The organism is Bacillus sp. MT94 (assembly GCF_058792475.1).
Window position 1 is genome coordinate 1 of the sequence record NZ_JBXAEZ010000007.1, and the last position, 23,738, is coordinate 23,738.

Sequence of the window (23,738 nt, forward strand, 5' to 3'; positions counted from 1 at the left end):
GGATCAAACTCTCCAATAAAGTTAGTTTGTCTAGCATCTAAAAATAAAAATTGACGTTTCACGTTGTTTGTTTCGTTCAGTTTTCAAAGAACTTGTCCGCCGCTTCAGAAGCGACTTCATCATATTAACATCTTCATTTTTCGATGTCAACTAAGTTTATAAATTTCTTTTTTGTCGTTTTCTGCGTTTCCGCATCAGCGACGTTTATTAATATACCATCATGATTTTTAAATAACAAGTGTTTTTTATAAAAAACACAAAAAAATTATCTATCCTACTTTCTTCTATAGAAAGAATTATTATCCTTCCTACTAAAAATAGTTATTCTGATTGTATACTACTACACTTCATTCAACCAAATTGCATTTCACAATACCTTCCCAGGTTTTCATTCTCTTCTATATTAAAGTTTATAATAATTATCCTTCTATAGAATAACGATATAACTTAGCCGTAAGAAAAAATCCCATCCACATTAAACAATTCCAATGCAAATATAAACTTAAGAATATTATTAGAATTTTTTTACATTTAATTAATGAAAAATATCCATTTTTTGTTATATAGTAAGAAAGGATGTACTCAACTATAAATAAACCAATGGAGGAATTATTTTATGGATAGGTTAACAAAGTTTTCATTAAAAAACCGAGCTGCCATTATCATCATGATTTTTCTCATTTCCATACTCGGTGTTTATTCCGGCTCTAAATTACCTATGGAATTTTTACCAAGTATCGACAATCCAGCAATTACCGTCACAACCTTATCTCAAGGACTCGACGCTGAAACGATGACAAAGGATGTAACTGATCCTCTCGAAAAACAATTTCGCAATTTAGAACACATCGACACCATTACTTCTTCTACATACGAGGGATTATCACGTATCGACATTGCGTATACATCAAAAGCAAACATGAAAGATGCAGCACGCGAAGTCGAAAAAGCCGTCAATACAATTAAATTACCTAAAGATGTAACCAAGCCCGTAGTTAGTCAACTAAACACTTCTATGATTCCACTCGCCCAAATTACTATCCAGAAACAAAACGGGTTTTCAAAAGCAGATGAAAAACAAATTGAAAAAGAAATCGTACCACAACTCGAAAACATTGATGGTGTTGCTAATGTTATGTTTTTCGGAAAATCCACCTCTGAATTATCTATCGTACTTGATCCGAACCAATTAAAAAACAAAAACGTAACATCACAGCAGGTACTCACTGTTTTACAAGGAAAAGAAACTTCTACTCCAGCTGGGGCAATTACTGTTAATCAGGAAGAATACAACCTCCGCGTCATTGGGGACATAAAAAATGTAAATGACATTAAAAACATCACTGTGGCACCCCAAGTGAAATTGCAAGACATTGCTCAAATTGAAATTAAACAACACTACGATACAATCTCACATATAAACGGAGAAGAAGGCACAGGATTAATCATCATGAAAGAACCAAGTAAAAATGCAGTTGCCATTGGAAAAGAGATTGATAAAAAAGTTAAAGAGATAGATAAGGAATATAAAGATCAATTTTCTATTAAACTTTTGGCTTCAACCCATGAACAAGTTGAAAATGCTGTTACTAGCATGGGAAAAGAAGTAATACTTGGAGCAATCGCTGCAACTCTAATTATCTTAATCTTTTTACGTAACTTCCGAACAACACTCATCGCTGTTGTCAGTATTCCATTATCTATTTTATTAACACTCTTTTTACTACATCAATCTAACATCACACTTAACATTTTAACCCTTGGTGGTTTAGCTGTTGCGGTTGGACGTCTCGTCGATGATAGTATCGTTGTCATCGAGAATATTTTCCGCCGTTTACAAAAAGATTCTTTCTCTAAAAATATTATTCTTGATGCAACGAAAGAAGTCGCCGTCGCAATTACTTCTTCTACTTTAACAACGGTCGCTGTTTTTTTACCTATCGGCCTCGTATCAGGAGCAATCGGAAAATTAATGTTACCTATGGTATTAGCAGTTGTATATTCTATTCTATCATCCTTAATCGTTGCACTCACAGTCGTTCCACTTATGGCTTTTTTACTACTCAAAAAAACAAAGCATCGAAAGTCAAGTTCTTCATCACGATATGTCGCTACGTTAAAGTGGTCTCTTTCTCATAAATTCATTATTCTACTTACTGCATTTTTATTATTTGCAGGATCGATTGCAGTCTATATATTACTACCGAAAGCAAACATAAAATCTGAGGATGACACAATGTTATCTATTAACATGACATTTCCAGCCGATTATAATGCTGAAGCTCAAAAACAAAAAGCATTCGATTTCGAAAAGAAATTACTTTCTAATTCATATGTAACAGACGTTATTTTACGAATGGGATCTAGCGCAGAAGATGCACAATGGGGGCAAACAACTAAAAATAACCTTGCTAGTATATTTGTAGTCTTTAAAAAAGGTTCTGATATTGATCAATATATTAAAGAGCTAAAAAAGGAAAATAAAACTTTTGAGCCTGCTGAACTTGATTATATAAAAACAAGTTATTCAAGCTCTGGCGGCGGCAACAACTTACAATTTAACGTAACAGCTACTAACGAAGCGGATTTAAAAGAGGCGGCTACTATCGTCGAAACAAAACTAAAAAGCATGGATGATCTTTCTAAAGTAAAAACGAATTTAGAAGACTCTAAGAAAGAATGGCAAATTCATATTGATCAAACAAAGGCTGAACAACTAGGTTTAACACCAGAAATAGCTGCGCAACAAGTAGCATTCCTTATGAAGAAGTCACCTATTGGCGAAATTACAATTAATAATGAAAAAACTACTATTATGATAGAACATAAAAAGGAAAACATTACTAAACAAGAAGATATTTTAAATACAAACATACTATCACCTACTAATGGACCAATTCCTTTAAAAGACATCGCAGCTATTTCAGAAAAACAAACGCAAACAGAAATTTTCCATAAAGACGGAAAAGAAACAATTCAAATTACCGCCGAAGCTTCAAATGAAGATTTGAGTAAAGTAAACACAGCAGTAAATAAAGCGATAACTGACTTAGATTTACCTAGCGGTTCAAAAGTAAATATCGCAGGAGCTACTGAATCTATGCAAGAGAATTTTACAGATTTATTCAAAATTATGGGGATTGCAATCGGGATTGTATATTTAATTATGGTTATCACCTTCGGGCAAGCACGCGCTCCTTTTGCAATCCTATTCTCCTTACCGTTAGCTGCTGTCGGTGGTATTTTAGGATTAATCATTTCACGAACACCTGTTGATGTAAATTCCTTGATTGGCGCATTAATGTTAATCGGGATTGTCGTTACAAACGCTATTGTATTAATAGAAAGAGTCCAACAAAATCGGGAACACGGAATGGAAACTAGAGAAGCCTTACTTGAAGCAGGTTCTACTAGACTACGCCCAATTATTATGACAGCTATTACAACAATCGTTGCTATGCTCCCGCTCCTATTTGGCCAATCCCAAGCAGGAAGTATGGTATCAAAAAGTTTAGCCGTCGTTGTCATCGGCGGTTTGGCAGTCTCGACTGTTCTTACATTAGTAGTCGTTCCAGTTATGTATGAACTATTAGATAAAATCGGGAGAAAAAGACGCTCCCGTAGGAAAATAAGCACTTCTACAGAAACACCTGATATTTAAAAACAAAAGACGTTATCTTCACAAATGAAGATAACGTCTTTTCTCTACTTAGTCATATAATCCATCATTTTTTCCACATATTGCTCTATAGGCTTACTAGAATCCACAATAAGGTATTCATTATTTAAAGGTCTTTGACTACCATTTAACCACTTTTCAAAACCTACTTCCGACTCCACCTTTTCAATTTGACTGATCATACGCTTACGTGTTTGCAGTCTCCTATTAATCTCTTCCATATCATTAAGATAACACTCAATATATTTATATTTCACACCATGTTTAGTTGATAATTTAATTCCTTTTTCAACCATTCCCTCATATAAACACGGACTATCCAATATAACACTATGCCCTTGTTCTAAATAAGAATCAATCAATACCCATTCGGCATCATACGCAAGCCCACCAACAATCGTTGATTCAATTCCTTTTACTTTTAATGATTTTAACAACGCGGATTTCAAAACATCATGATCTATAATTACAGCACCTGTTAATTTCGCTATATACTTAGAAACTGTCGATTTTCCTGACCCAGGAAAACCTGACATTTGCAGAAAAAACAAATTAAAACTCCTCTCTAAATTACATCTGTTCTTCTTTATAATTAATCACAAATTCAACAATCATTACATCCATTCCTTCTATATTAAAATACAAAAGAACCCCCTACTTATAAAATAGCGAGTTCTTCTTTATAATTTATGCCGCTTTTACCTTTTTCGTTGCTTTACTTTTTCTTTTCGTTCCTGTAAAGCGCTTGTGTAATATAGATGCTATCAAGCGTGAAATAACATTGAATAGTAATACCATAATAATTAATACAGCTGCAGATTTTGTCGCAATCAACTTCGCATCTGGAATAACTCCTTCAGAATTTAATTTCCAAATGTGAACCGCTAATGTTTCAGCTGGTCTAAACGGATTTAAAGGATGCGCAGGACTTGAGAAATCCGCTGCTGAATTTAAAATCGGGGATGTTAAACCCGCTGTGTAAATTAATGCTGCCGCTTCTCCAAATATACGACCCGCCGCTAAAATAATCCCTGTAATAATTTGTGGTAATGACGATGGGATAATAATACGAGCGATTGTTTGCCACTTCGTTGCACCTAATCCAAGACTTGCCTCTTTTACATTATGAGGAACTTCTGAAATCGCATTTTCACAAACACGCGTTAAACCTGGTAAATTTAAAATAGTTAAAGCAAGAGCACCACCCATTACTGTGTATCCCCAACCTGTCATTGTAACGAACACTAACAAACCAAATAAACCAACAACAATAGAAGGTAAAGACGCCATCGTCTCTATACATAGACGAACAAAATTTAAAAAACGTCCTTGTTTTGCGTACTCTGCTAAATATATTCCAGCACCTAATCCAAGAGGAATAGATATAATAAGCGTTATAACAAGCATGTAGAAGGAATTGAATAACTGCGGACCAATCCCACCACCAGCTCTTGTATTGCTTGGTTCTCCAAACAAGAAATTAGGATCCCAAAATCCCCATCCCTTTTGTAAAATCTCAAATACTAAGAACACTAGCAAAGCTACAACTAAAGCCGCAACCGCATAAAAGATACCTGTCCAAACTTTATTTACCGTTCTTGCATTCATTATTATCGCTCACCTCTTTGCCCAATCGCTCGAATTACTAAAATAAACAGGAATGAAATAACAAGTAAAATCATCGCTAAAGTCCATAGCGCATTGTTCCAAGCAGTTCCGTTCAATGTATTCGTCATATCCATTGTTAAAATACCAGTTAACGTCGCTGTCGGACTATATATTCCTTCTGGTAATTTAATCGTATTCCCGATTACCATTTGAACCGCTAACGCTTCACCGAAAGCACGCGCTAAGCCTAAAACAACACCTGTTAAAATCCCTTTTTTCGCAGCAGGAACAATCACTCGGCTAATCGCTTGCCATTTCGTTGATCCTAGACCATAAGAAGCTTCTAAATAATCAAATGGAACAGAACGTATTGCATCAGAAGCGATACTAGCAATAGTAGGTAAAATCATAATACTTAATACAACAATACCTGCAATTAAACTAAAGCCTACTCCCCCAAACGAATCACGTAATAGTGGTACTAAAATCGTAACACCTAATAATCCGTATACAACCGAAGGAATACCAACTAACAATTCTAGAACAGGCTTCAACACTTTATTTCCAAACTTTGGCGAAATTAAATTCATGAATATAGCAAGAGCTATAGCAATTGGTGCACTAATAATAACCGCACCTAACGAAACCACCGTTGAACCTACAATGAAAATTAAAGCCCCGAAGGATCCTTGATCAGCATTTGGATTCCATTTTGTCGATGTTAACATCTCAGTAAATGAGATACCACTTTGTGTAAAAGATTGAATACCTTTACCACAAATAAACGCAATAATAGCTAATGTAATTAAAACAATAAAAATACCACAAAACGTAACAAGTGATCTTCCTATATATTCACTTTTCACGTAATTAATTTGTTTTTTCCCCTTCATCACAGGACAGACCCCACTTCACAGATTGAAATGAACAGGACTGGCCTTGCAGCCAGCCCCATAAAACTTTATTACTTATTTAATTTAGACATTGGAATGTAGCCCATATCTTCTACTTGCTTTTCAAAGTCTTTACCTTTTACATAATCGATGTAAGCTTTTGTTGCTTCTTTCGCTTCACCTTTTGTTACCATATACTCGTAAGACCAGAATGGATATTTACCAGACGCAATGTTTTCAACTTTCGGTTCAGCACCATCAATTTTCACTGTTTGTAGTGCACCTTTTTTATCTCCAACCATGTAAGACATCGCTAAATAGCTTACTGAACCTGGAGTAGAATTGATAGCTTGCTCTACTGCACCGTTAGAATCTTGTGTTGTACCAGTTCCATCATTAATTTTCGCGTCTTTCATAATCGTTTTTTCAAATGTAGCACGTGTACCAGATGAAGCCGGACGATTAATTACGTTGATTTTTTCATCTTTTCCGCCTACTTCTTTCCAGTTTGTTACTTTTCCAGTGAAGATATCTTGTACTTGTTGCACTGTTAAGTTATCAACTTTTACATCTTTATTTACGACAAGAGCGAATGCAATCCCCGCTACCTTGTTATCTACTAATTCTTTCGCCTTTTCAGCATCTTTTATTTTATCTCCAGACGGAACATCTGAATTACCAATTTGTACTGCACCAGATGCTACTTGGTTAATCCCAGTTCCACTACCGCCACCTTGAACTTGAATAGAAACTTTTGAATTTTTCTCCATGAATTTCTTTCCAGCTTCCTCCGCAAGAGGTAGAAGAGCTGTAGAACCAGCTGCTGCAATCGTACCTGATAATTCTTGTTTTGTATTATCGCTTCCTTTAGCAGTTTCTTTACTAGTTGTATCTTCTGCTTTCCCACACCCAACTAATGCTCCTGCTACCACTAAAGCTGCTAAAGAAAATTTAATACCTTTTTTCATAACCATGTCTTGTACCCCCATTTGGATTATCACTTTTCGAATTCATTTTCTTTCGAACACAAATTCATTGTAGGACAACAATATTATGTGAGTGTTAAGCAATTTTTAATTTTAAGTAAATGACGATAATCATCCTCAAAAGCTAGGAATCCCAACATTTGTAGTTAAAGAAGCAAACAAAAACCACACTAACTATGCTGTAATGTAAATTTATTCTTAACAATGTAAATTCAATGTAAATGTTTTTCTCTCTTTTTCCCTTTTAGTTAAAGTTACATTTACAATTCCGCTGTATTTTGTAACTTTTTCACGCCTAATTTATGCACATTAAAAAGAATTTCAGTAATATTTTTTAGTACAACTAAATAAATTGGAACAATTCTAAAATTAAATGAATATTTTTAAAGTACTAATTGACAGCATCATCCAATGTAGTCTACTATATTACTAACAAAAAGTTTACCTAAGGAAACTTTTTAAACTAACACTAAAAATATAGAGAAGAGGTAACTTTTATGGTATCGGCTAATACTAAACCCCTTTCCGAGTTTAAAACAGGGGAGTTTGTACAAATTGAGAAGATACAATTAGAAGGAACTATGAAACGACGTTTATTAGATTTGGGATTTATCCCAGGGGCAACGATTAAAGTATTGCAACGCAGTCCACTTGGAGATCCGGTCGCTTATCAAGTGAGCAACACAACTATTGCACTGCGCAAAGAAGAAAGCTCCCTTATTTTCGGGGTATTAATAGGAGATGATTTCAGATGAGCAAACATCGTATTGCTTTAGCTGGTAACCCGAATACCGGGAAAAGTACATTATTTAATACTTTAACAGGTTTAAAACAACATACTGGAAACTGGACGGGAAAAACTGTTTTAAAAGCTGAAGGAGAATATGAACATAACGGAAGTAATTATACATTAATAGATTTACCTGGAACTTACTCACTATACTCAAATTCCGCAGACGAAGAAGTAGCGAGGGATTATATTATATTCGAAAAACCAGAAGTAACTGTAGTTGTCATAGACGCAACTGCTATGGAAAGAAATTTAAATTTAGCACTCCAGGTGATGGAGATGACAAATAATGTAGTCATTTGCATTAACTTAATTGATGAAGCTGAGAAAAAAGGGATTGTTATCGATGAAAAGAAATTAGCAAAATCACTTGGTGTACCTGTCGTTAAAATTTCAGCACGTAACCGAGTAGGTATTGGTCATTTGCTAAATGTTATTGCAAAAGTAGCAAATAAAAAACTAATTCCAACACCAATTAAAATTACTTACAGCGAAAAAATCGAAAATATGATTCAGGAATTAGAACCACAAATTTATAAAGTGTTCGGTGATACGTATCCAGCACGTTGGATTGCGTTACGTATATTAGATGGAGATAAAAATTTCTTAACTACACTTCAAAAACACCATAATGAACCACTTGTAAGGGAGGTCGTAATTAATGGAATCTCACTCAGCCAGTAAAGCTCTTCCATTAGACTATATTATTCAACATGCACAAACACTTTCAAAAGAAGATATACGAGATGATATAGTCGGAGATATTTACCGAACATCTGCAAGCATATGTAAAGAATCTGTCCAATATACAAATACTGATAAATTATATCGTTCCGAAAAACTAGATAAAATTTTCACCTCTCCAATCTGGGGATTCCCAATTATGCTCGGTATTTTATCTATTATTTTTTATCTTACAATTGCAGGCGCTAACGTACCATCTGATATGATTGCCGAATTCTTCGGATGGGCCGAAGGATATTTAACATCTTGGTTCCAAGCAGCGCATGCACCTGAATGGTTACATGGCATTTTAATACTTGGTTTGTTCCGTGGTATCGGTGCTGTTATTAGCGTTATGTTACCACCTATGGCAATCTTTTTCCCTATGTTCGCGCTATTAGAAAACTACGGATACTTACCACGTGTCGCGTTTAATATGGACCGCTTATTCAAACGATCCGGCGCACACGGGAAACAATCTTTAACAATGGCAATGGGATTTGGTTGTAATGCAGCAGCCATTATGTCAACACGTATCATTGAATCACCACGTGAACGTATGCTAGCAATTTTAACGAACAACTTCGTTCCTTGTAACGGTCGCTGGCCTATGTTAATTTTAATGGCTTCACTATTTATGGCTGCTGGTTATACAGGCAGTATGCAAACATTGGTTACTGCTGGCGTTGTAGTTGGAATGGTTGTAATTGGTGTTATTATGACATTAACTGTTTCTTGGGTACTATCAAAAACAGCCTTAAAAGGAGTTCCAACTCACTACACACTGGAGTTACCTCCGTACCGCAAGCCAAAAGTTTGGAATACAATTGTTCGCGCAACACTCGATAAATCAATCTACGTTTTAAAACGAGCTATAGTTGTTGCTGCCCCTGCAGCTGCATTAACTTGGTTACTTGCTAATATTTTTATCGGTGACACAAGCTTACTTATGTATTTTGTAAATTTCCTAGATCCATTTGCTAAAATGTTAGGACTTGACGGGTTTATTCTAGCTGCATTCATTCTTGGACTACCCGCTAATGAAATTGTAATCCCAATTTTATTAATGTCTTACTTATCAACTGGGGCTTTAACTGAAATAGATGATTTTAATCAAATTAAAAATCTATTCCTAGAAAATGGTTGGACTTGGTTAACAGCGTTAAACACAATGTTGTTCTCACTTCTTCATTTCCCGTGTGGAACAACACTGGTTAACATATACAAAGAAACAAAAAGTGCAAAATGGACATTCTTATCGTTTGCAATCCCTACCGTTATCGCCATTGTTGTTACATTCCTCTCTACACAATTGGTACATTGGTTAGGGCTTGTATAAAACAAAGCATACATAGAAGGCATCCCCCTTCACATATGCTTTGCCCGAAAGAAACCTGAAAATCATTCAGGTTTCTTTTTTTGTACATCAGTATTCCACGGCTGCGCTCCATACGTTGTGAGTTTTTTATGAATGAAATAAATAGCCCCCGGCAGCACCGCCATTAATATCGTGCAACTAATTCCTAATCCAGTAAACAACTTTCATCACCTTATTTCACTCTTTTCGGTAAAGCTGAACCTGAATGTTCAATTGTTGGATGAACGTGAACAGTAATTTCAGCATTACTAAAGTAATTTTCGCCTTGATCCCAATTCTTACTTATTTTTGTCCATTCTTTATAATTATGTCTCTTATACACTTCCCCTAACTCTAATACATCTACCTTATATTTTTTTTGAACAAGCTTAATCGATTTTTGAATACGCTCCTCCATTTCTTCCGATATATCCTTCTCTAAACGCTTTTCATTCAAAACCTTTTTATGATCACTAAAGTGCAACTCAGCTATTGTACCTTCCAGAAATAAATGAATATTAAATTTCGGTTTTGTAGCATTCGTTGTGGATACTTTAATTTTTCGACGTAACTTATGAATTTCATATGTAATAAGTTGATTCTTTTTACGGATGGTAAAAAAACCTCCAATTTTTTTACCTATTATATAATTCATCCCTAATGTTTCTTCCCCACTCAAATTGCCTACACACTTATTATCCTTTCCACGAAACAATGCTGCACCGTTCATTTGTACTCCTTGCTTTGTTAGTTCCAGAATAGGCAATACAAAACTTCGGTTAGAGATCATCTTTTCCTGCACCTCACCAATTCTTGCAGCCTCAATCATTTGGGCATTTTTCGGAGGGTGTTCAGCTAACATATCAATATACTGCGCCGGTAAATTTTCAGGCTTGGCACTTTGTTTTAAAATAGCTTCGGCATTTTTATTAGAAACGAACAAACGAATATTTCTTCTCATCTCATGATCGCGAATATATACATCTAACGTATTTTGTAAAATGTATGGATGTGAAAGTAATTCTTCAGAGAAAATAATCACCTGTATATGAGGGAAAAATAATGTACGACTAATTTTTTTGGCGATTATTCTTATTTGTTCAAATACACTATCTGCTTTTGCACTAACATTAATATAATTTTCGCTATCCCCACCCCCTTGTCCGCCCTGTTGAGACAATTTACTAGGGAGTACCATCTGATAGGTCCCTTTCATAATTGGATTCGCTTTCTTCTCCTTCACGATATCGTAAGCCGCTCCTACTACAAATCCTCTTTCTTCTATCTCTTCTAACTCAGAACACCCACTCATAAATCCAGTTAAAGCCATAACCATTATAATTTTAAGAAGGTGTTTCATTTCCACCATTCCTTCTTTTTATTTTATATATAATTAAAACGAGCAAAGGAGCTAACACAACAAACCCCATATCTATCCAAGCTAAATAAGTCCCATAACTTGATAAAGTATTCAAACTACTAGGTATCATATTCACCATAAAAATAATAGGGGCACTTACGAAAATAAAAATATGTTTCTTCACTTTCGGAAACATAGCACAAAACAATAAAGATGCGACGTCATAATACATTGCTGTAGTGTTATAAATTGTAATAATCCAAGTCGTAAAAAAAATCGCATCAAACCTTTCTAAAAATCCTCCCCCAATTTCAATTTCTTTCCCTAATTCAATTGTTGGATATGTCAATCCACGTGTTGTCATATAAGTAAAAACGCTAATACAAGTTACATAAATTAAAATGTATGACAGTACGTTTACCATCACCGCTTTCGCGACTGCCATTGGCGCTTTTTTCGCTGTCTTATCATTTAGCAACACCGCATAAAATAAAGCTACTTCAAATCCAATAAACGTAAAAATAGAATTTTTAACTCCAACAGCATATTGACTTACTTTCGTTTGAAAAGCTGGTAGTAAATTATTTATTTCCATTAAATTTATATTCAATAAAGAAAGAAGTACTATTGCAATTAAAACAATAGGTAAGAATAAAACATTTAACCTTAATAAGGCTGCTCGTGATCCTGCTATTCCATAAATAACAACTAATAAGAAGAAGAAAGACAGTAGTTGTATCGGTGTATCACTAAATAAATACGTTTGAGAAATAACTGAAATCATTCGCGATTCATATGCTGTCAAAGCAGCAAACGTTAATACTAAAATACTACTAATTGTGTATGCAACAGGCTTCGTCAAATGCGCACTCGTATATTGAACAAAATTTTGTTTCGGAAATAAGATAGCTACTCTCGTCACAAACCAACCTAAAACTGCGCAGATCAATCCACCCAAAAGTAAGATAATCCAACCGTCCGAAAATAAAGTTTGGTTAGCGATATCTCTTGGCATAGACAATGCCCCTATACCAATAATGGTCGATGATACCGCAAACCCAATTTCCCGAGATCCAATCTCTTCATCGCCATACTCAAATGGTTTCACTTATTTTCGCTCCTTTGGACGTATTGTAGAATCTTTTGTTTGTAAGTACTCTGGTCTATCTTTCAACATCGATTTTGGCATGCGAATAAATTCTTCTTTCCAATCTTTATAAAATGCAGGAGCAATTGGGGTTGTATACGGTATACCAACACTTGTTAAATTTGTAATATGAATAGCAAGTGCAATCAGAGCTAGAATGATCCCATACAACCCAAAAGCCGTTGCAGCTAATACAAAGACGAAAAGTAAAATTCGGAACGTAATCGTAATACTATATACAGGAAGCGAAAACGTAGCAATCGCAGTAACCGCAATAATAATAACTAAAAACGGATTTACAATCCCTGCATTTACCGCAGCTTCTCCAATTACAAGACCTCCTACAATCCCTATCGTTTGTCCCATTGGTTTGGGCAATCGGATTCCAGCTTCTCGTATTAATTCCATAGTCAAGGCCATCATTAACGTTTCAATATATGCTGGAAACGGAACACCTTCCCTCGCACCCGCAATTGAATAAGCCAGTTTAGAAGGAATAAGTCCTTGATGGTAAGATACAAGCGCTACATACATAGCTGGTAACAAAACCGCAATTATACCTGATCCCATACGTAAAAATCTTAATAACGTTCCAATCACCCAGCGCTCGTAATGATCTTCTACAGATTGAAAAATATCAACAAATACGAGTGGCGCGATAAGAGCAAACGGGGATCCATCTACTAAAATGGCCGCCTTCCCTTTCGCTAATGAGGCTATAATATTATCAGGCCTCTCCGTATTCAAAAATTGTGGAAATGGAGATAAATTATTATCCTGAATTAATTGTTCAATCGTACCTGTTTCCAAAACGACATCTGTCACTATTGATTGAAGACGGCGATCTAACTCTTTTACAATGTGAGGATTTATAATATCTTCTATATATACTAGGGTTACTTCTTTCTGCGATCGCTTCCCCATAATATAAGATTGGAACCTCAACTTTGGATCGCGTAAACTGCGTCGGATTAACATTTTATTCACATTAATATCTTCATTTAATCCAACTCTCGGTCCGCGTATTAAATCTTCTGTCACTGGTGGCTCTAAACTTCTCTTCTCCCAAGCCCTACTATTAATAACGATAGCAGTTTGAATATTATCAATTAATATAACTGTATCTCCCGCTAAAATCGCATTCATAATATCTGGAAACTTCGTCTTTACACCCACTTCTGCGATAGAAATAAAACGATCCAATAACGTTTGAACAACAGCTTCCTCATTTTGAATTTCTTCGTATTGCAGTGTGCGAATGACATATTTATAAACATTATCCTTATCTGTTAATCCACATAAAAACACAACCGCACAACGTGTAAAACTCCCAGCAAGAGCAACTTCTCTAATTGTTAAATCATTAGGTGAACCTAACTCATCCCTAATTTCTTTCATAACTTCAAATAAGTTACCTTCAAGCTCTAACAATTTCCCCACCTAACTTCCTTTTCAACAAGTTTTTAGTTAGATTCCGCTAATAGAAGAAAATATATACAAAAAAGAGCTATCTCTTTGCAAAGATAGCTCCAATAAACGAATTACTTTTCTACTATTGTAGTGTTTTTCTTTATAAATACACCTTTTGTAAATCCACTAACTACAAACATCACAATCATATTAATTAACAATGCGACTATGCCCACATTCAAATCTTTTATATACTGCGGAAAACTCGGAAACATCGTAGCTATAGTTGAGCCAGATAAGGTAATATATGCGACCACTAACAGCCCAACTCCCATTCCTGCAATCGCTCCTTGCTTCGTAACAATTTGGCGTGGAAACACGCTACATACAAGTGCAGGGAAAAGTTGCGTAACGATACTGTACCCCATTAAGAGAAGCGCTCCTATTGTTTCCCCTCCTTTAAATGTAAATAAAACTGCCACGAGCGTTACTACAGGCACAAATAATTTTGCCATCTTAGCAACTTGTCTATCTGAAGCAGATGGAACAATCGTTCGATAAATATTTTTTGCTAACAGTGTAGAAGCCGCCATAACAAGCATCGAACCTGGAACCAATGCCGTTAATACTCCCGCACTACCAATAATTCCAATAAACCAAGGGTCAAACGTTTGAAGAGCAAGTCTGAACAATGAAAGGTCTACATCCGCTCCTTTTAATCCCGGAACCTGTAATATAGCAGCAAATCCTGCAAAAAATACGAAAAGTAAAACTAAAGAATACAATGGCATAATTGCTGCATTTTTACGAAATACTTTTTCATTTTTTGCAGAAAAAGCAGAAGCAAATGTATGAGGCCACATATAGAAACCGAGGGCCGTTAATATAATAGTAGAAACAAACCAAGAAATACTCATTCCTTCTTCAGGTAAAGATAAAAATCCTGGTTTCGCTGCTTCTACAGCTTCAAACATCGGCTGAAATCCTCCATAATAATGATACGGTAAATATATACCTAAAAACATAACGATAAACAGTATCATAATATCCTTCAAAGCAGCCGTCCAAGCTGAACCGTGTATACCAGAAACCATTACATATATAGTTATAACAATAGCACCAATCCAAACTGCAACAACAGGTGATACCCTTCCGTAAGACGCTTCTGAAACGATAATTCCCAGTCCCTTTAACTGTAAAACAAGATATGGGATGATGGAAACAACACCAACAATGGAAACAATAAGTCCAAGCGCCTTACTTCTGTATTTCTTCGCAAAAAAATCCGACTGCGAAACAAGGTTATGCTCTTTTGCATACTTCCAAATCGGTGGCAATAAAAAATACGATAAAAGATAAGCTAAAGCACCATAGCCTAAAATATAAAAGGTAGGTGCGCCTTTACTATATGCCCAGCCGCTTCCTCCTAAAAATGTAAACGTCGTATAAATTTCACCTGCCATAAGGAGAAAAACAAAAATAGTGCCAAACCCTCTTCCTCCAACTGACCATTGTTCTAAATTCATATCTTTTCCATGTTGTGCCCGAATCCCTAAAAATAGTGCGAGAAACAAAAATAAAATAATGATAAGTAATGCAGTCATTTTACATCCTCCTTATTAGCAGGATCAAACACGTACACAAGCCCCATACAAAGAGAAGTAATAAACACTGATAATAATACCCAAAATAATAAAAAGGGCATCCCTAATACGTAAGGAGTAACTGAATTCGCAAATATTGGCCCAACTACTAAACAAAGAACTGGAATAAGCGCTAGGATGTGTATTTTCTTCATCTCATTCTCCTTTACTTATAAAGTTCATAATGGCTGATACAAAGACTTCCACTCCAATCGGTAATGCATCTTCGTCAATCGTAAAACGAGGGTGATGGTGAGGATATATAATACCTTTCTCTTTATTTCCTGCTCCGATAAAAAAGAATGTCCCCGGTGCCTTTTGTAAAAACGCTGAAAAATCTTCTCCAGCCATCGTTGGCTGTAAACGAACAACTCTATCCCTTCCATAAAGTTGTAATGCCGTTTGTTCAATAAGCTCTGTAGCTTCATAGTCATTTACAACTGGTCGATATCCATATTCATATGAAAATGTATATTTCGCTCCGTAAGATTCCGTAATATACTTCACAATCCGCTCAATCTTCTTCTCTGTTTCACCTCGTAATTCATGTCTTAAACTTCTCACTGTCCCTTCAATCTCGGCTTGCTCTGGTATTACATTATGAGTTGTCCCCGCATGAAATTGCGTAACAGATATTACGAGCGAATCTAATGGATTCGTGAGGCGAGATACAATTTGCTGAAGTTGCGAAACGACTTGTGTTCCGATTGCGATACTATCCACCGTTTCATGAGGGATTCCAGCATGTCCACCTTTTCCCTCTATCTTAATTTTAAAAACATCCGGTGCAGCCATTGCAGGACCATAAATAACACCTATTTTCCCAACCTCTAACGACGCCCAAAGGTGAGCACCAATAATATAATCCACACCTTCCATTACACCTGCAGCAACCATCTCCTCTGCACCACCAGGAAAATTTTCTTCAGCATGTTGGAATAGAAAACGAATCTCCCCTTTAATCTTCTCTCTTTCTTCTACTAACTTATGTACAACCCCAAGTAATATCGCTATATGTCCATCATGACCACATGCATGCATTACACCTTTGTATGTAGAAATAAAATCAAACTCATTTTCTTCATGAATAGGAAGAGCATCCATATCAGCTCGAACCGCAACTGTTTTGCCCGGATGTTTACCTACTAACTTTGCCATCACACTATATTTAGTCGGCCGTGACACTTCTAAATATGGGAATTTCCGAAGTATATCGAACACAAACTGCGATGTTTTTTCTTCTTGAAAAGATAACTCTGGATACTTATGAAAATGCCTTCTCCACTCAACTAACTGATTTTTTGACAAAACAAATTCTTTTGCAACATCCATACCCCTTCACTCCTTCTTCACCAAGTTAAATGTTATTATAACGTGAATTGTTAACTTTTAAAAGAATCTTCTGAATTTTCCGTAATAATAACTCAAAAAGAAAAAGCCACCCAAAAGATGACTTTTTCATTATTATAAAATAGTAATTGCTTGTTTTCCCATTTGCTCCCAAGCTTTCTCAAATTCTGCTCGCGGAACAGCCAAACGCGGATTATTTTTAAGAGGATCATTTACATATACAAAGTTTTGATCATATCCAATTACTACTGCACTATGCTCATAATATGTAATTTTCACTTCACCTGAACTCGTATTCCATGTTTCAAAACTACTTTCAGCTAGCGGCTTAAACGTCGTATTAATAATGACCCATACTGGAGAACCAGAACTAATTACTTTATATATATCTTGCATGTCTCTACCTGTTAAATTAATTACTTTTTCAGGAACATATTTTTCTGCCAAATTAAAAATCGGTTGATTATATACACCATATCCAGGCTCTGCCTTTGTATAAATATTTCCAACAAACCCTTCGTAAGGATTTCCCCGTACGCCATTTTGTTCAAATGGAACGCGATGAATTTCGCTAGCAAGTTGCATCTTATCTACTTGTACACCTTTATATTGCAACAACATAGCTAAACTTGTCACTTCACATCCTCGGGGTAATTCTGGTAATTGTTTAATAAACGGAACATCCTCAATCATAGCTGCTTCTTTCATTTCAGATAGAAACTCTAAGCGTAGAACTTGCGCCTTTTGCATGATTTTATCTTTCCCTATAAAAAATGCAGCAGCAAGTATAATCCCAAAAACAAAAAGATATTTTAACTTTTTCATTATAAACAAAACTCCATTAATTATTATTTTACAGACACAACTCTTATCATTGTACCCTTCTTCTTACTAGTTTGCTAGAAAGATCATGTGAATTATCGCTCATAGAATTAATTATAAAAATTCTAATTATTTTTAATAAAAAGAAAAATAAATATACATTTCCAGAATATTTTGCTAAAATCAAAATTGTTAACATAGTGAAGATATCACCATGTTAACAAACATTCTTAGAGTATTTAGTCATAGTTCGTTTATTTACATACTCCATTCATTTCATAGTAAATAAACCGAGTGTGTTGCATCCCCCACTAATGATTAAAAACTCAGAATAAAACGAAGTTCACACATTCAAGAAAATACGGGGTGAGGGGCATATGAATCAACAAATTGAACAAACAGATTTAAAACGAACAATGAAAAGTAGACACCTATTTATGATTGCACTCGGCGGTGTTATCGGAACCGGGCTATTTATGGGATCTGGTCAAATTGTCCATAATGCCGGACCTGGTGGTGCTATTCTTGCATTTTTAGTCGGTGGATTTGTTATGTATTTAACGATGTTATGTCTTGGTGAATTATCCGTTGCTATGCCAGAAGCAGGTTCATTCCAAAGCTATGCAAGCAAATTCATTTCACCTGGTTTTGGATTTGTTGTCGGTTGGATGTATTGGCTAAATTGGGCTGTTACAGTTGGCGTAGAGTTAACAACTGTAAGTATTTTAATGAAACGCTGGTTTCCAGACGTTTCTTCATGGATTTGGTGCGTTACATTTGCAGCAGCGCTCTTTCTCGTAAACGCTTTATCAGCAAAAGCATATGCAGAAGCAGAGTTTTGGTTCGCAAGTGTAAAAGTCGCAACAATTGTTATTTTCATCGTACTTGGTGGCGCTGTTATGTTCGGTCTACTAGACTTTAATGGAAAGCCAGCTCCAATGCTTCATAATTTCACTGAAAATGGCGGGCTATTTCCAAACGGTGCATTAGCTGTTCTTCTTACGATGATTACGGTAAATTACTCCTTCCAAGGAACAGAATTAATCGGAATCGCTTCAGGAGAAAGTGAAAATCCTGAAAAAACAATTCCAAAAGCAATCAAAAATACAATTTGGCGAACTCTCTTCTTCTTCGTCTTAGCGATATCAGTTGTTGTAGGTTTACTCCCGTGGCAAGAGGCTAATCTAGTCGAAAGTCCCTTTGTACTTGTATTTGATGTAGCCGGTGTCCCATATGCAGCAGACATTATGAACTTTGTTATTATTACAGCTGTATTATCCGTTGCTAACTCTGGTCTATACGCAAATTCTCGTATGCTGTGGGCGATGGCAAAACAAGGAATGGCAAGTCCAGCATTTACGAAATTAACTAAAAAAGGTGTACCGCTAAATGCATTAATTTTCAGCCTAATTTTCGCTAGCCTTTCCTTATTAACAAGTGTATTTGCGGCAGATACTGTCTTTCTAGTTTTAACATCTATTGCAGCAATGGCTGCTGTTGTCGTGTGGATGTCAATCGCCGCTTCACAGTTTTTCTTCCGTAGAAATTTCGTGAAAAATGGTGGCGACATAAATGATTTAAAATATCGTACACCGCTCTATCCACTAGTTCCAATCGTAGCGTTCTCGCTCAATTTCATTACATTTGTTAGTTTGGCTTTCATTCCAGATCAAAGAATTGCTCTTTATTGTGGCATTCCATTCATGATTATTTGTTACATTTTATACCAAGTTAAATATAAAAAAATTGTCAAACTTGAACAGCCACGAACTGTCACACAAGAAATAAACTAAATATACAAAATATTCAGCTATCTTTCTTATCATAAGATAGCTTTTTTCTATTTCTTGGATATCCTGGTATAACTTTATTTATCTTAAAATTTTCACAATCACGTTTTTCTCTGGAAAATAGTTTACAATGTAATCAAGTTACAAATGATATTCACCTTAAAAAGTGTGCATTTGTGTCTATTTTTTAACAATATATCAAAAACTATTGCCTTCTATAAATTAATAGGTTTATATTGTTTTATTGGCATAGTTTCAATCCAAGGAGAAAGGAGATTTTCAATCGTGCAACTAAAGAAAGCGTTTTGGAAGTTGGCTTCGCTTCTTCCGTTATCATTACTTCTGTTCCTCGGTGGCTGTGATAAAAAACTCGCAGTATTAAATCCGCAAGGACCTGTTGCAAAAGCACAGTATGATTTAATTGTTTGGTCATTCTTGCTTATGTCATTAATTATCGCAATTGTATTCATTCTGTTTACAGTCATCTTGATTCGTTATCGTGAAAAACCAGAGAATATGGACTATGAGCCACCTGAACAACACGGTAACACATTACTAGAAATTATTTGGACGCTTGTTCCTGTTATTATCGTTATCGCATTATCGATTCCAACAGTAAAAGCAACTTATGCTTCGGAAGAGGTTCCGAAAGAGTCCAAACATATTAAACCAGTTGAAATTTATGTTACATCTGCAAACTGGAAATGGTTATTCAGTTACCCAGAGGAAAAAATTGAAACCGTTAACTATTTAAACATCCCAGCTGGTGTACCAATTCAATTCAAACTGACTTCTGTCGGCCCAATGAATGCTTTCTGGGTACCAGAACTTGGTGGTATGAAGTACACAATGGATGGCATGATTATGGATCTTTATTTACAAGCTGATAAACCAGGTTCTTACCTAGGCCGTAGTGCGAACTTCTCTGGTGAAGGATTCACTCACATGGAGTTCGAAGTTGAAGCGAAAACTAAAGAGAAATATGACAAGTGGGTTAAAGAAGTACAACAAACTGCTGATAAGTTAACAGAACAGAAATACAACGAAATTATTAAACCTGGTGTAGTTGGACGCATGACGTTCTCTAGTCACCACTTAAGTTATGTAGATCCAAAATCACTTGAATATTGTGATTACAACTACTACAAAAACAAAAAATAATAGCTATTATTCCAACAGATTGGAGTGAACACAGTGAAGCTTGATGAATTCTTTGTCACAGGTGACCCGATTATTTACGGTGCAGACGCTTCTATCGTTCTTGTGACATTAGCAATCATTTTCGTACTAACAAAGTATAAAAAATGGAAATGGCTTTGGGACGAATGGTTGACAACTGTTGACCATAAAAAAATCGGAGCCATGTATATTATTTCTGCGGTTATCATGTTATTCCGTGGTGGTATGGATGGTTTAATGATCCGTGCACAGTTAACATTCCCAGAAACAACTTATTTAAACGCTGAACACTATAACGGAATCTTTACAACGCATGGTACAGTAATGATTCTTTTCATGGCAATGCCATTCGTTATGGGATTAATGAACCTTGTAGTACCATTACAAATTGGTGCTCGTGATGTTGCATATCCGTTCTTAAATGCTTTAAGTTTCTGGTTATTCTTTGTCGGAGCAATGTTATTCAACATCGCTTTCGTAATCGGTGGTTCTCCAGACGCTGGGTGGACTTCTTACTTCCCAATGGCAGGTACAGAGTTTACTTCAGGCGTAGGAAATAACTACTACGCAATTGCATTACAGATTTCAGGTCTCGGTACGCTAATGACCGGTATTAACTTCCTTGTTACTATCTTAAAAATGCGTACACCTGGTATGACTTTAATGAGAATGCCAATGTTTACTTGGTCAATCTTAATTACAACAATTATCATTATTTTCGCTTTCCCAGTATTAACAGTTGCTCTTGCATTAATGACATTTGACCGTCTATTCGATGCTCACTTCTTTACGATGGCGAGCGGCGGTATGCCGATGTTATGGGCCAACCTGTTCTGGGTATGGGGTCACCCTGAAGTATATATCGTTATTTTACCGGCATTCGGTATTTTCTCTGAAATCATTAGTACATTCTCACGTAAGCGTCTATTCGGTTACAGTGCGATGGTATACTCAATGGTTGCAATTTCTTTACTAAGTTTCGTCGTATGGCTTCACCACTTCTTCACGATGGGTGCAGGTCCAGCGGTTAACTCATTCTTCTCGATTTCGACAATGGCGATTTCGATTCCAACCGGTGTTAAGATCTTTAACTGGTTGTTTACACTGTATAAAGGACGTATCCGTTTTACAGTTCCAATGCTTTGGTCATTGGCATTTATTCCAAACTTCGTAGTCGGTGGGGTTACAGGGGTTATGCTTGGAATGGCAGCAGCTGATTATCAATACCATAACAGCTACTTCCTAATCGCTCACTTCCACTACGTATTAATTGCAGGTACAGTATTCGCTATGCTTGCTGGATTCACATTCTGGTATCCAAAAATGACTGGTCATATGTTAAATGAACGCCTAGGTAAATGGACATTCTGGATCTTTATGAGCGGATTCAACATCTGTTTCTTCCCAATGTACTTCTTAGGTTTAGACGGTATGACTCGTCGTATGTACACTTACTCTGAAAGTCTTGGATGGGGATGGCTAAACCAAATCGCATCTGTTGGTGCGGTAATGATGGGTATTGGCTTCCTACTTCTTTGCTACAACGTAATTTGGAGTGCACGTCACGGTGAACGTGACACAACTGGAGATCCATGGGATGGCCGTACACTTGAATGGGCAACTCAATCTCCTGTACAACATTACAACTTCGCGAAACTTCCAGAAATCAAAGAAGCTGATGCTTTCTGGTACATGAAAAAACGCGGAGAAACAGTTACACCAGCAGCAGAAGATATCAAACCAATTCACATGCCAAGTAACTCTGGTGTGCCTATTATTGCGTCTTTATTCTTCGGTCTTGCAGGTTTCGCATTAGTATTTAGCTGGTTCTGGCTTGCAGCAATCGGCGGCGTTGGTATTTTAGCTTGCTTAATCTATCGTTCATTCGATTATGATGATGGCTACTACGTAAGTGTTGATGAAATTAAAGAAACAGAACATATAGCATGAGAGGTGAAATGACATGGCGGCTTTAGATAAAAGCTTACCTTTGGAATATCAATCCGAACAAAGCAGATTGAATATCCTAGGATTCTGGATTTTTCTTGGGGCTGAAATTATGCTGTTCGCAACACTTTTCGCCTCTTATCTAGTCCTTGCTGGTCGTACGGCAGATGGCCCAACTCCAGCGCAACTGTTTGAACTTAAAACGCTTTTAATTCAAACATTACTACTTTTAACAAGTAGTTTCACATGTGGTATCGTAATTCACGAAATGCGTAAGCACAACCAAAAAGCAATGCTTGGATGGTTCATCCTTACATTACTTTTAGGTGCAGGTTTCCTATTCTTTGAAATCGAAGAGTTCATTATGTACATCGGTGAAGGCGCAACAATTCAAACAAGTGCTTTCCTATCTGCATTCTTCGTTCTTCTTGGAACGCATGGAGCCCACGTAACAGGCGGTATCATTTGGGCAATTTGTGTTATTATCCAAATTTTAAAACGAGGTTTAACACCAGTTACAGCTCGTAAAGTATTCATTATCAGCTTATACTGGCATTTCCTTGATCTTGTTTGGGTCTTTATTTACACACTAGTTTACTTGAACGGGATGGTGGCGTAGATGGCTCAAAACAACAATCAAGCAAACGGGCATGCGCATAGCGGATTCCCTTGGTCACACGTTTTCGGATTTATTTTATCGCTTGCATTAACGTTTCTAGCGTTATACGTGGCACTTTACACAACATTGCCACTTTCAACAGTCTTAACAACTATTATCATAATGGCTGTTGCGCAAGCATTGTTACAATTAATTATGTTCATGCATTTAAAAGAAGGAGAAGGAAGAGTTCAAATTCTTACAATGATATACAGTTTCTTCGTTGCAACTGCAACAGTTGGTTTAACTGTATGGATTTTCTTCTCAATGTAATGTACATGAAAAAGACTGCTGAGGAATCTCAGCAGTCTTTTTTTATTCTCCTCCCCCATTACATCCACATTACGGAATTAACAACAGAATCATGAAAAATATACTTATTATGACAAATGTTAA

Annotated in this window: 21 protein-coding genes; 9 read left to right on the forward strand and 12 right to left on the reverse strand. The window is 36.1% G+C overall.

Annotated elements, in window-relative coordinates; translation table 11 throughout:
• The first annotated feature begins 616 nt into the window (after window positions 1-616).
• A complete protein-coding gene (locus AC1Q51_RS22435; protein WP_098251438.1) occupies window positions 617-3,661 on the forward strand; it encodes an efflux RND transporter permease subunit in 3,045 nt (1,014 codons plus the stop codon).
• Window positions 3,662-3,705: 44 nt separating this feature from the next.
• Here the strand turns inward: AC1Q51_RS22435 and AC1Q51_RS22440 are convergent, their stop codons facing one another.
• From AC1Q51_RS22440 to AC1Q51_RS22455, 4 genes are all read right to left on the reverse strand, one after another.
• Complete coding sequence (locus tag AC1Q51_RS22440) at window positions 3,706-4,230, reverse strand: P-loop nucleotide/nucleoside kinase family protein (RefSeq protein WP_063546482.1); 525 nt, start codon at window positions 4,228-4,230, stop codon at window positions 3,706-3,708.
• 136 nt (window positions 4,231-4,366) lie between these two features.
• Window positions 4,367-5,287, reverse strand: coding sequence for a phosphate ABC transporter permease PstA (gene pstA, locus AC1Q51_RS22445; protein WP_000994139.1), 921 nt, complete (start codon window positions 5,285-5,287; stop codon window positions 4,367-4,369).
• A gap of 2 nt (window positions 5,288-5,289) precedes the next feature.
• The gene (gene pstC / locus AC1Q51_RS22450; RefSeq protein ID WP_000676676.1) at window positions 5,290-6,180 is read right to left on the reverse strand and encodes a phosphate ABC transporter permease subunit PstC; all 891 of its coding nucleotides are present in this window, start codon (window positions 6,178-6,180) and stop codon (window positions 5,290-5,292) included.
• A 71-nt stretch (window positions 6,181-6,251) separates the two neighbouring features.
• Entirely contained in the window at window positions 6,252-7,154 is a 903-nt protein-coding gene (locus AC1Q51_RS22455) for a phosphate ABC transporter substrate-binding protein PstS family protein (RefSeq protein ID WP_000245112.1), read from the reverse strand.
• A gap of 509 nt (window positions 7,155-7,663) precedes the next feature.
• Here AC1Q51_RS22455 and AC1Q51_RS22460 point away from each other — a divergent pair.
• From AC1Q51_RS22460 to AC1Q51_RS22470, 3 genes are read left to right on the forward strand one after another with little or no spacing between them, the layout of a single operon-like run.
• Window positions 7,664-7,921 (forward strand): FeoA family protein, encoded by a 258-nt coding sequence (locus AC1Q51_RS22460; RefSeq protein ID WP_000252989.1) that lies wholly within the window; start codon window positions 7,664-7,666, stop codon window positions 7,919-7,921.
• Window positions 7,918-8,640, forward strand: a complete 723-nt coding sequence (locus AC1Q51_RS22465) for a FeoB small GTPase domain-containing protein (RefSeq protein ID WP_000033865.1) — start codon at window positions 7,918-7,920, stop codon at window positions 8,638-8,640. Before AC1Q51_RS22460 ends, AC1Q51_RS22465 begins: the two co-directional genes overlap by 4 nt.
• The gene (locus AC1Q51_RS22470) at window positions 8,618-10,018 is read left to right on the forward strand and encodes a nucleoside recognition domain-containing protein (RefSeq protein WP_000443602.1); all 1,401 of its coding nucleotides are present in this window, start codon (window positions 8,618-8,620) and stop codon (window positions 10,016-10,018) included. Before AC1Q51_RS22465 ends, AC1Q51_RS22470 begins: the two co-directional genes overlap by 23 nt.
• Before the next feature lie 62 nt (window positions 10,019-10,080).
• Here AC1Q51_RS22470 and AC1Q51_RS22475 read toward each other — a convergent pair whose 3' ends face one another.
• From AC1Q51_RS22475 to AC1Q51_RS22510, 8 genes are all read right to left on the reverse strand, one after another.
• Complete coding sequence (locus tag AC1Q51_RS22475; protein ID WP_000493991.1) at window positions 10,081-10,218, reverse strand: hypothetical protein; 138 nt, start codon at window positions 10,216-10,218, stop codon at window positions 10,081-10,083.
• An 11-nt stretch (window positions 10,219-10,229) separates the two neighbouring features.
• Window positions 10,230-11,396 (reverse strand): spore germination protein GerLC, encoded by a 1,167-nt coding sequence (gerLC, locus tag AC1Q51_RS22480; protein ID WP_023521200.1) that lies wholly within the window; start codon window positions 11,394-11,396, stop codon window positions 10,230-10,232.
• Window positions 11,380-12,504 (reverse strand): spore germination protein GerLB, encoded by a 1,125-nt coding sequence (gene gerLB, locus AC1Q51_RS22485; protein ID WP_000802006.1) that lies wholly within the window; start codon window positions 12,502-12,504, stop codon window positions 11,380-11,382. Before gerLB ends, gerLC begins: the two co-directional genes overlap by 17 nt.
• Complete coding sequence (gerLA, locus tag AC1Q51_RS22490) at window positions 12,505-13,983, reverse strand: spore germination protein GerLA (protein WP_103574563.1); 1,479 nt, start codon at window positions 13,981-13,983, stop codon at window positions 12,505-12,507. It abuts the gene before it with no gap.
• A 101-nt stretch (window positions 13,984-14,084) separates the two neighbouring features.
• Window positions 14,085-15,557, reverse strand: coding sequence for a sodium:solute symporter family protein (locus AC1Q51_RS22495; protein ID WP_492331726.1), 1,473 nt, complete (start codon window positions 15,555-15,557; stop codon window positions 14,085-14,087).
• The gene (locus AC1Q51_RS22500; RefSeq protein WP_000719836.1) at window positions 15,554-15,751 is read right to left on the reverse strand and encodes a DUF3311 domain-containing protein; all 198 of its coding nucleotides are present in this window, start codon (window positions 15,749-15,751) and stop codon (window positions 15,554-15,556) included. The genes AC1Q51_RS22495 and AC1Q51_RS22500 overlap by 4 nt, the downstream gene beginning before the upstream one ends.
• Before the next feature lies 1 nt (window position 15,752).
• A complete protein-coding gene (locus tag AC1Q51_RS22505; protein WP_053565221.1) occupies window positions 15,753-16,928 on the reverse strand; it encodes an amidohydrolase in 1,176 nt (391 codons plus the stop codon).
• Window positions 16,929-17,060: 132 nt separating this feature from the next.
• Window positions 17,061-17,771: a C39 family peptidase gene (locus tag AC1Q51_RS22510; protein WP_000734491.1), complete on the reverse strand. Its 711-nt coding sequence runs from the start codon at window positions 17,769-17,771 to the stop codon at window positions 17,061-17,063.
• Window positions 17,772-18,145: 374 nt separating this feature from the next.
• Here AC1Q51_RS22510 and AC1Q51_RS22515 point away from each other — a divergent pair, with 374 nt between their 5' ends.
• The 5 genes from AC1Q51_RS22515 (at window position 18,146) to qoxD (ending at window position 23,615) form a co-directional block, all read left to right on the forward strand.
• Complete coding sequence (locus tag AC1Q51_RS22515; protein WP_098361497.1) at window positions 18,146-19,561, forward strand: amino acid permease; 1,416 nt, start codon at window positions 18,146-18,148, stop codon at window positions 19,559-19,561.
• A gap of 282 nt (window positions 19,562-19,843) precedes the next feature.
• A complete protein-coding gene (locus AC1Q51_RS22520; RefSeq protein ID WP_001176166.1) occupies window positions 19,844-20,719 on the forward strand; it encodes a cytochrome aa3 quinol oxidase subunit II in 876 nt (291 codons plus the stop codon).
• A gap of 33 nt (window positions 20,720-20,752) precedes the next feature.
• Window positions 20,753-22,687 (forward strand): cytochrome aa3 quinol oxidase subunit I, encoded by a 1,935-nt coding sequence (qoxB, locus tag AC1Q51_RS22525; protein WP_000762374.1) that lies wholly within the window; start codon window positions 20,753-20,755, stop codon window positions 22,685-22,687.
• Between the two features lie 13 nt (window positions 22,688-22,700).
• Complete coding sequence (gene qoxC / locus AC1Q51_RS22530; RefSeq protein ID WP_000729313.1) at window positions 22,701-23,303, forward strand: cytochrome aa3 quinol oxidase subunit III; 603 nt, start codon at window positions 22,701-22,703, stop codon at window positions 23,301-23,303.
• Window positions 23,304-23,615 (forward strand): cytochrome aa3 quinol oxidase subunit IV, encoded by a 312-nt coding sequence (gene qoxD / locus AC1Q51_RS22535; RefSeq protein ID WP_000068425.1) that lies wholly within the window; start codon window positions 23,304-23,306, stop codon window positions 23,613-23,615.
• Window positions 23,616-23,738: the final 123 nt, after the last annotated feature.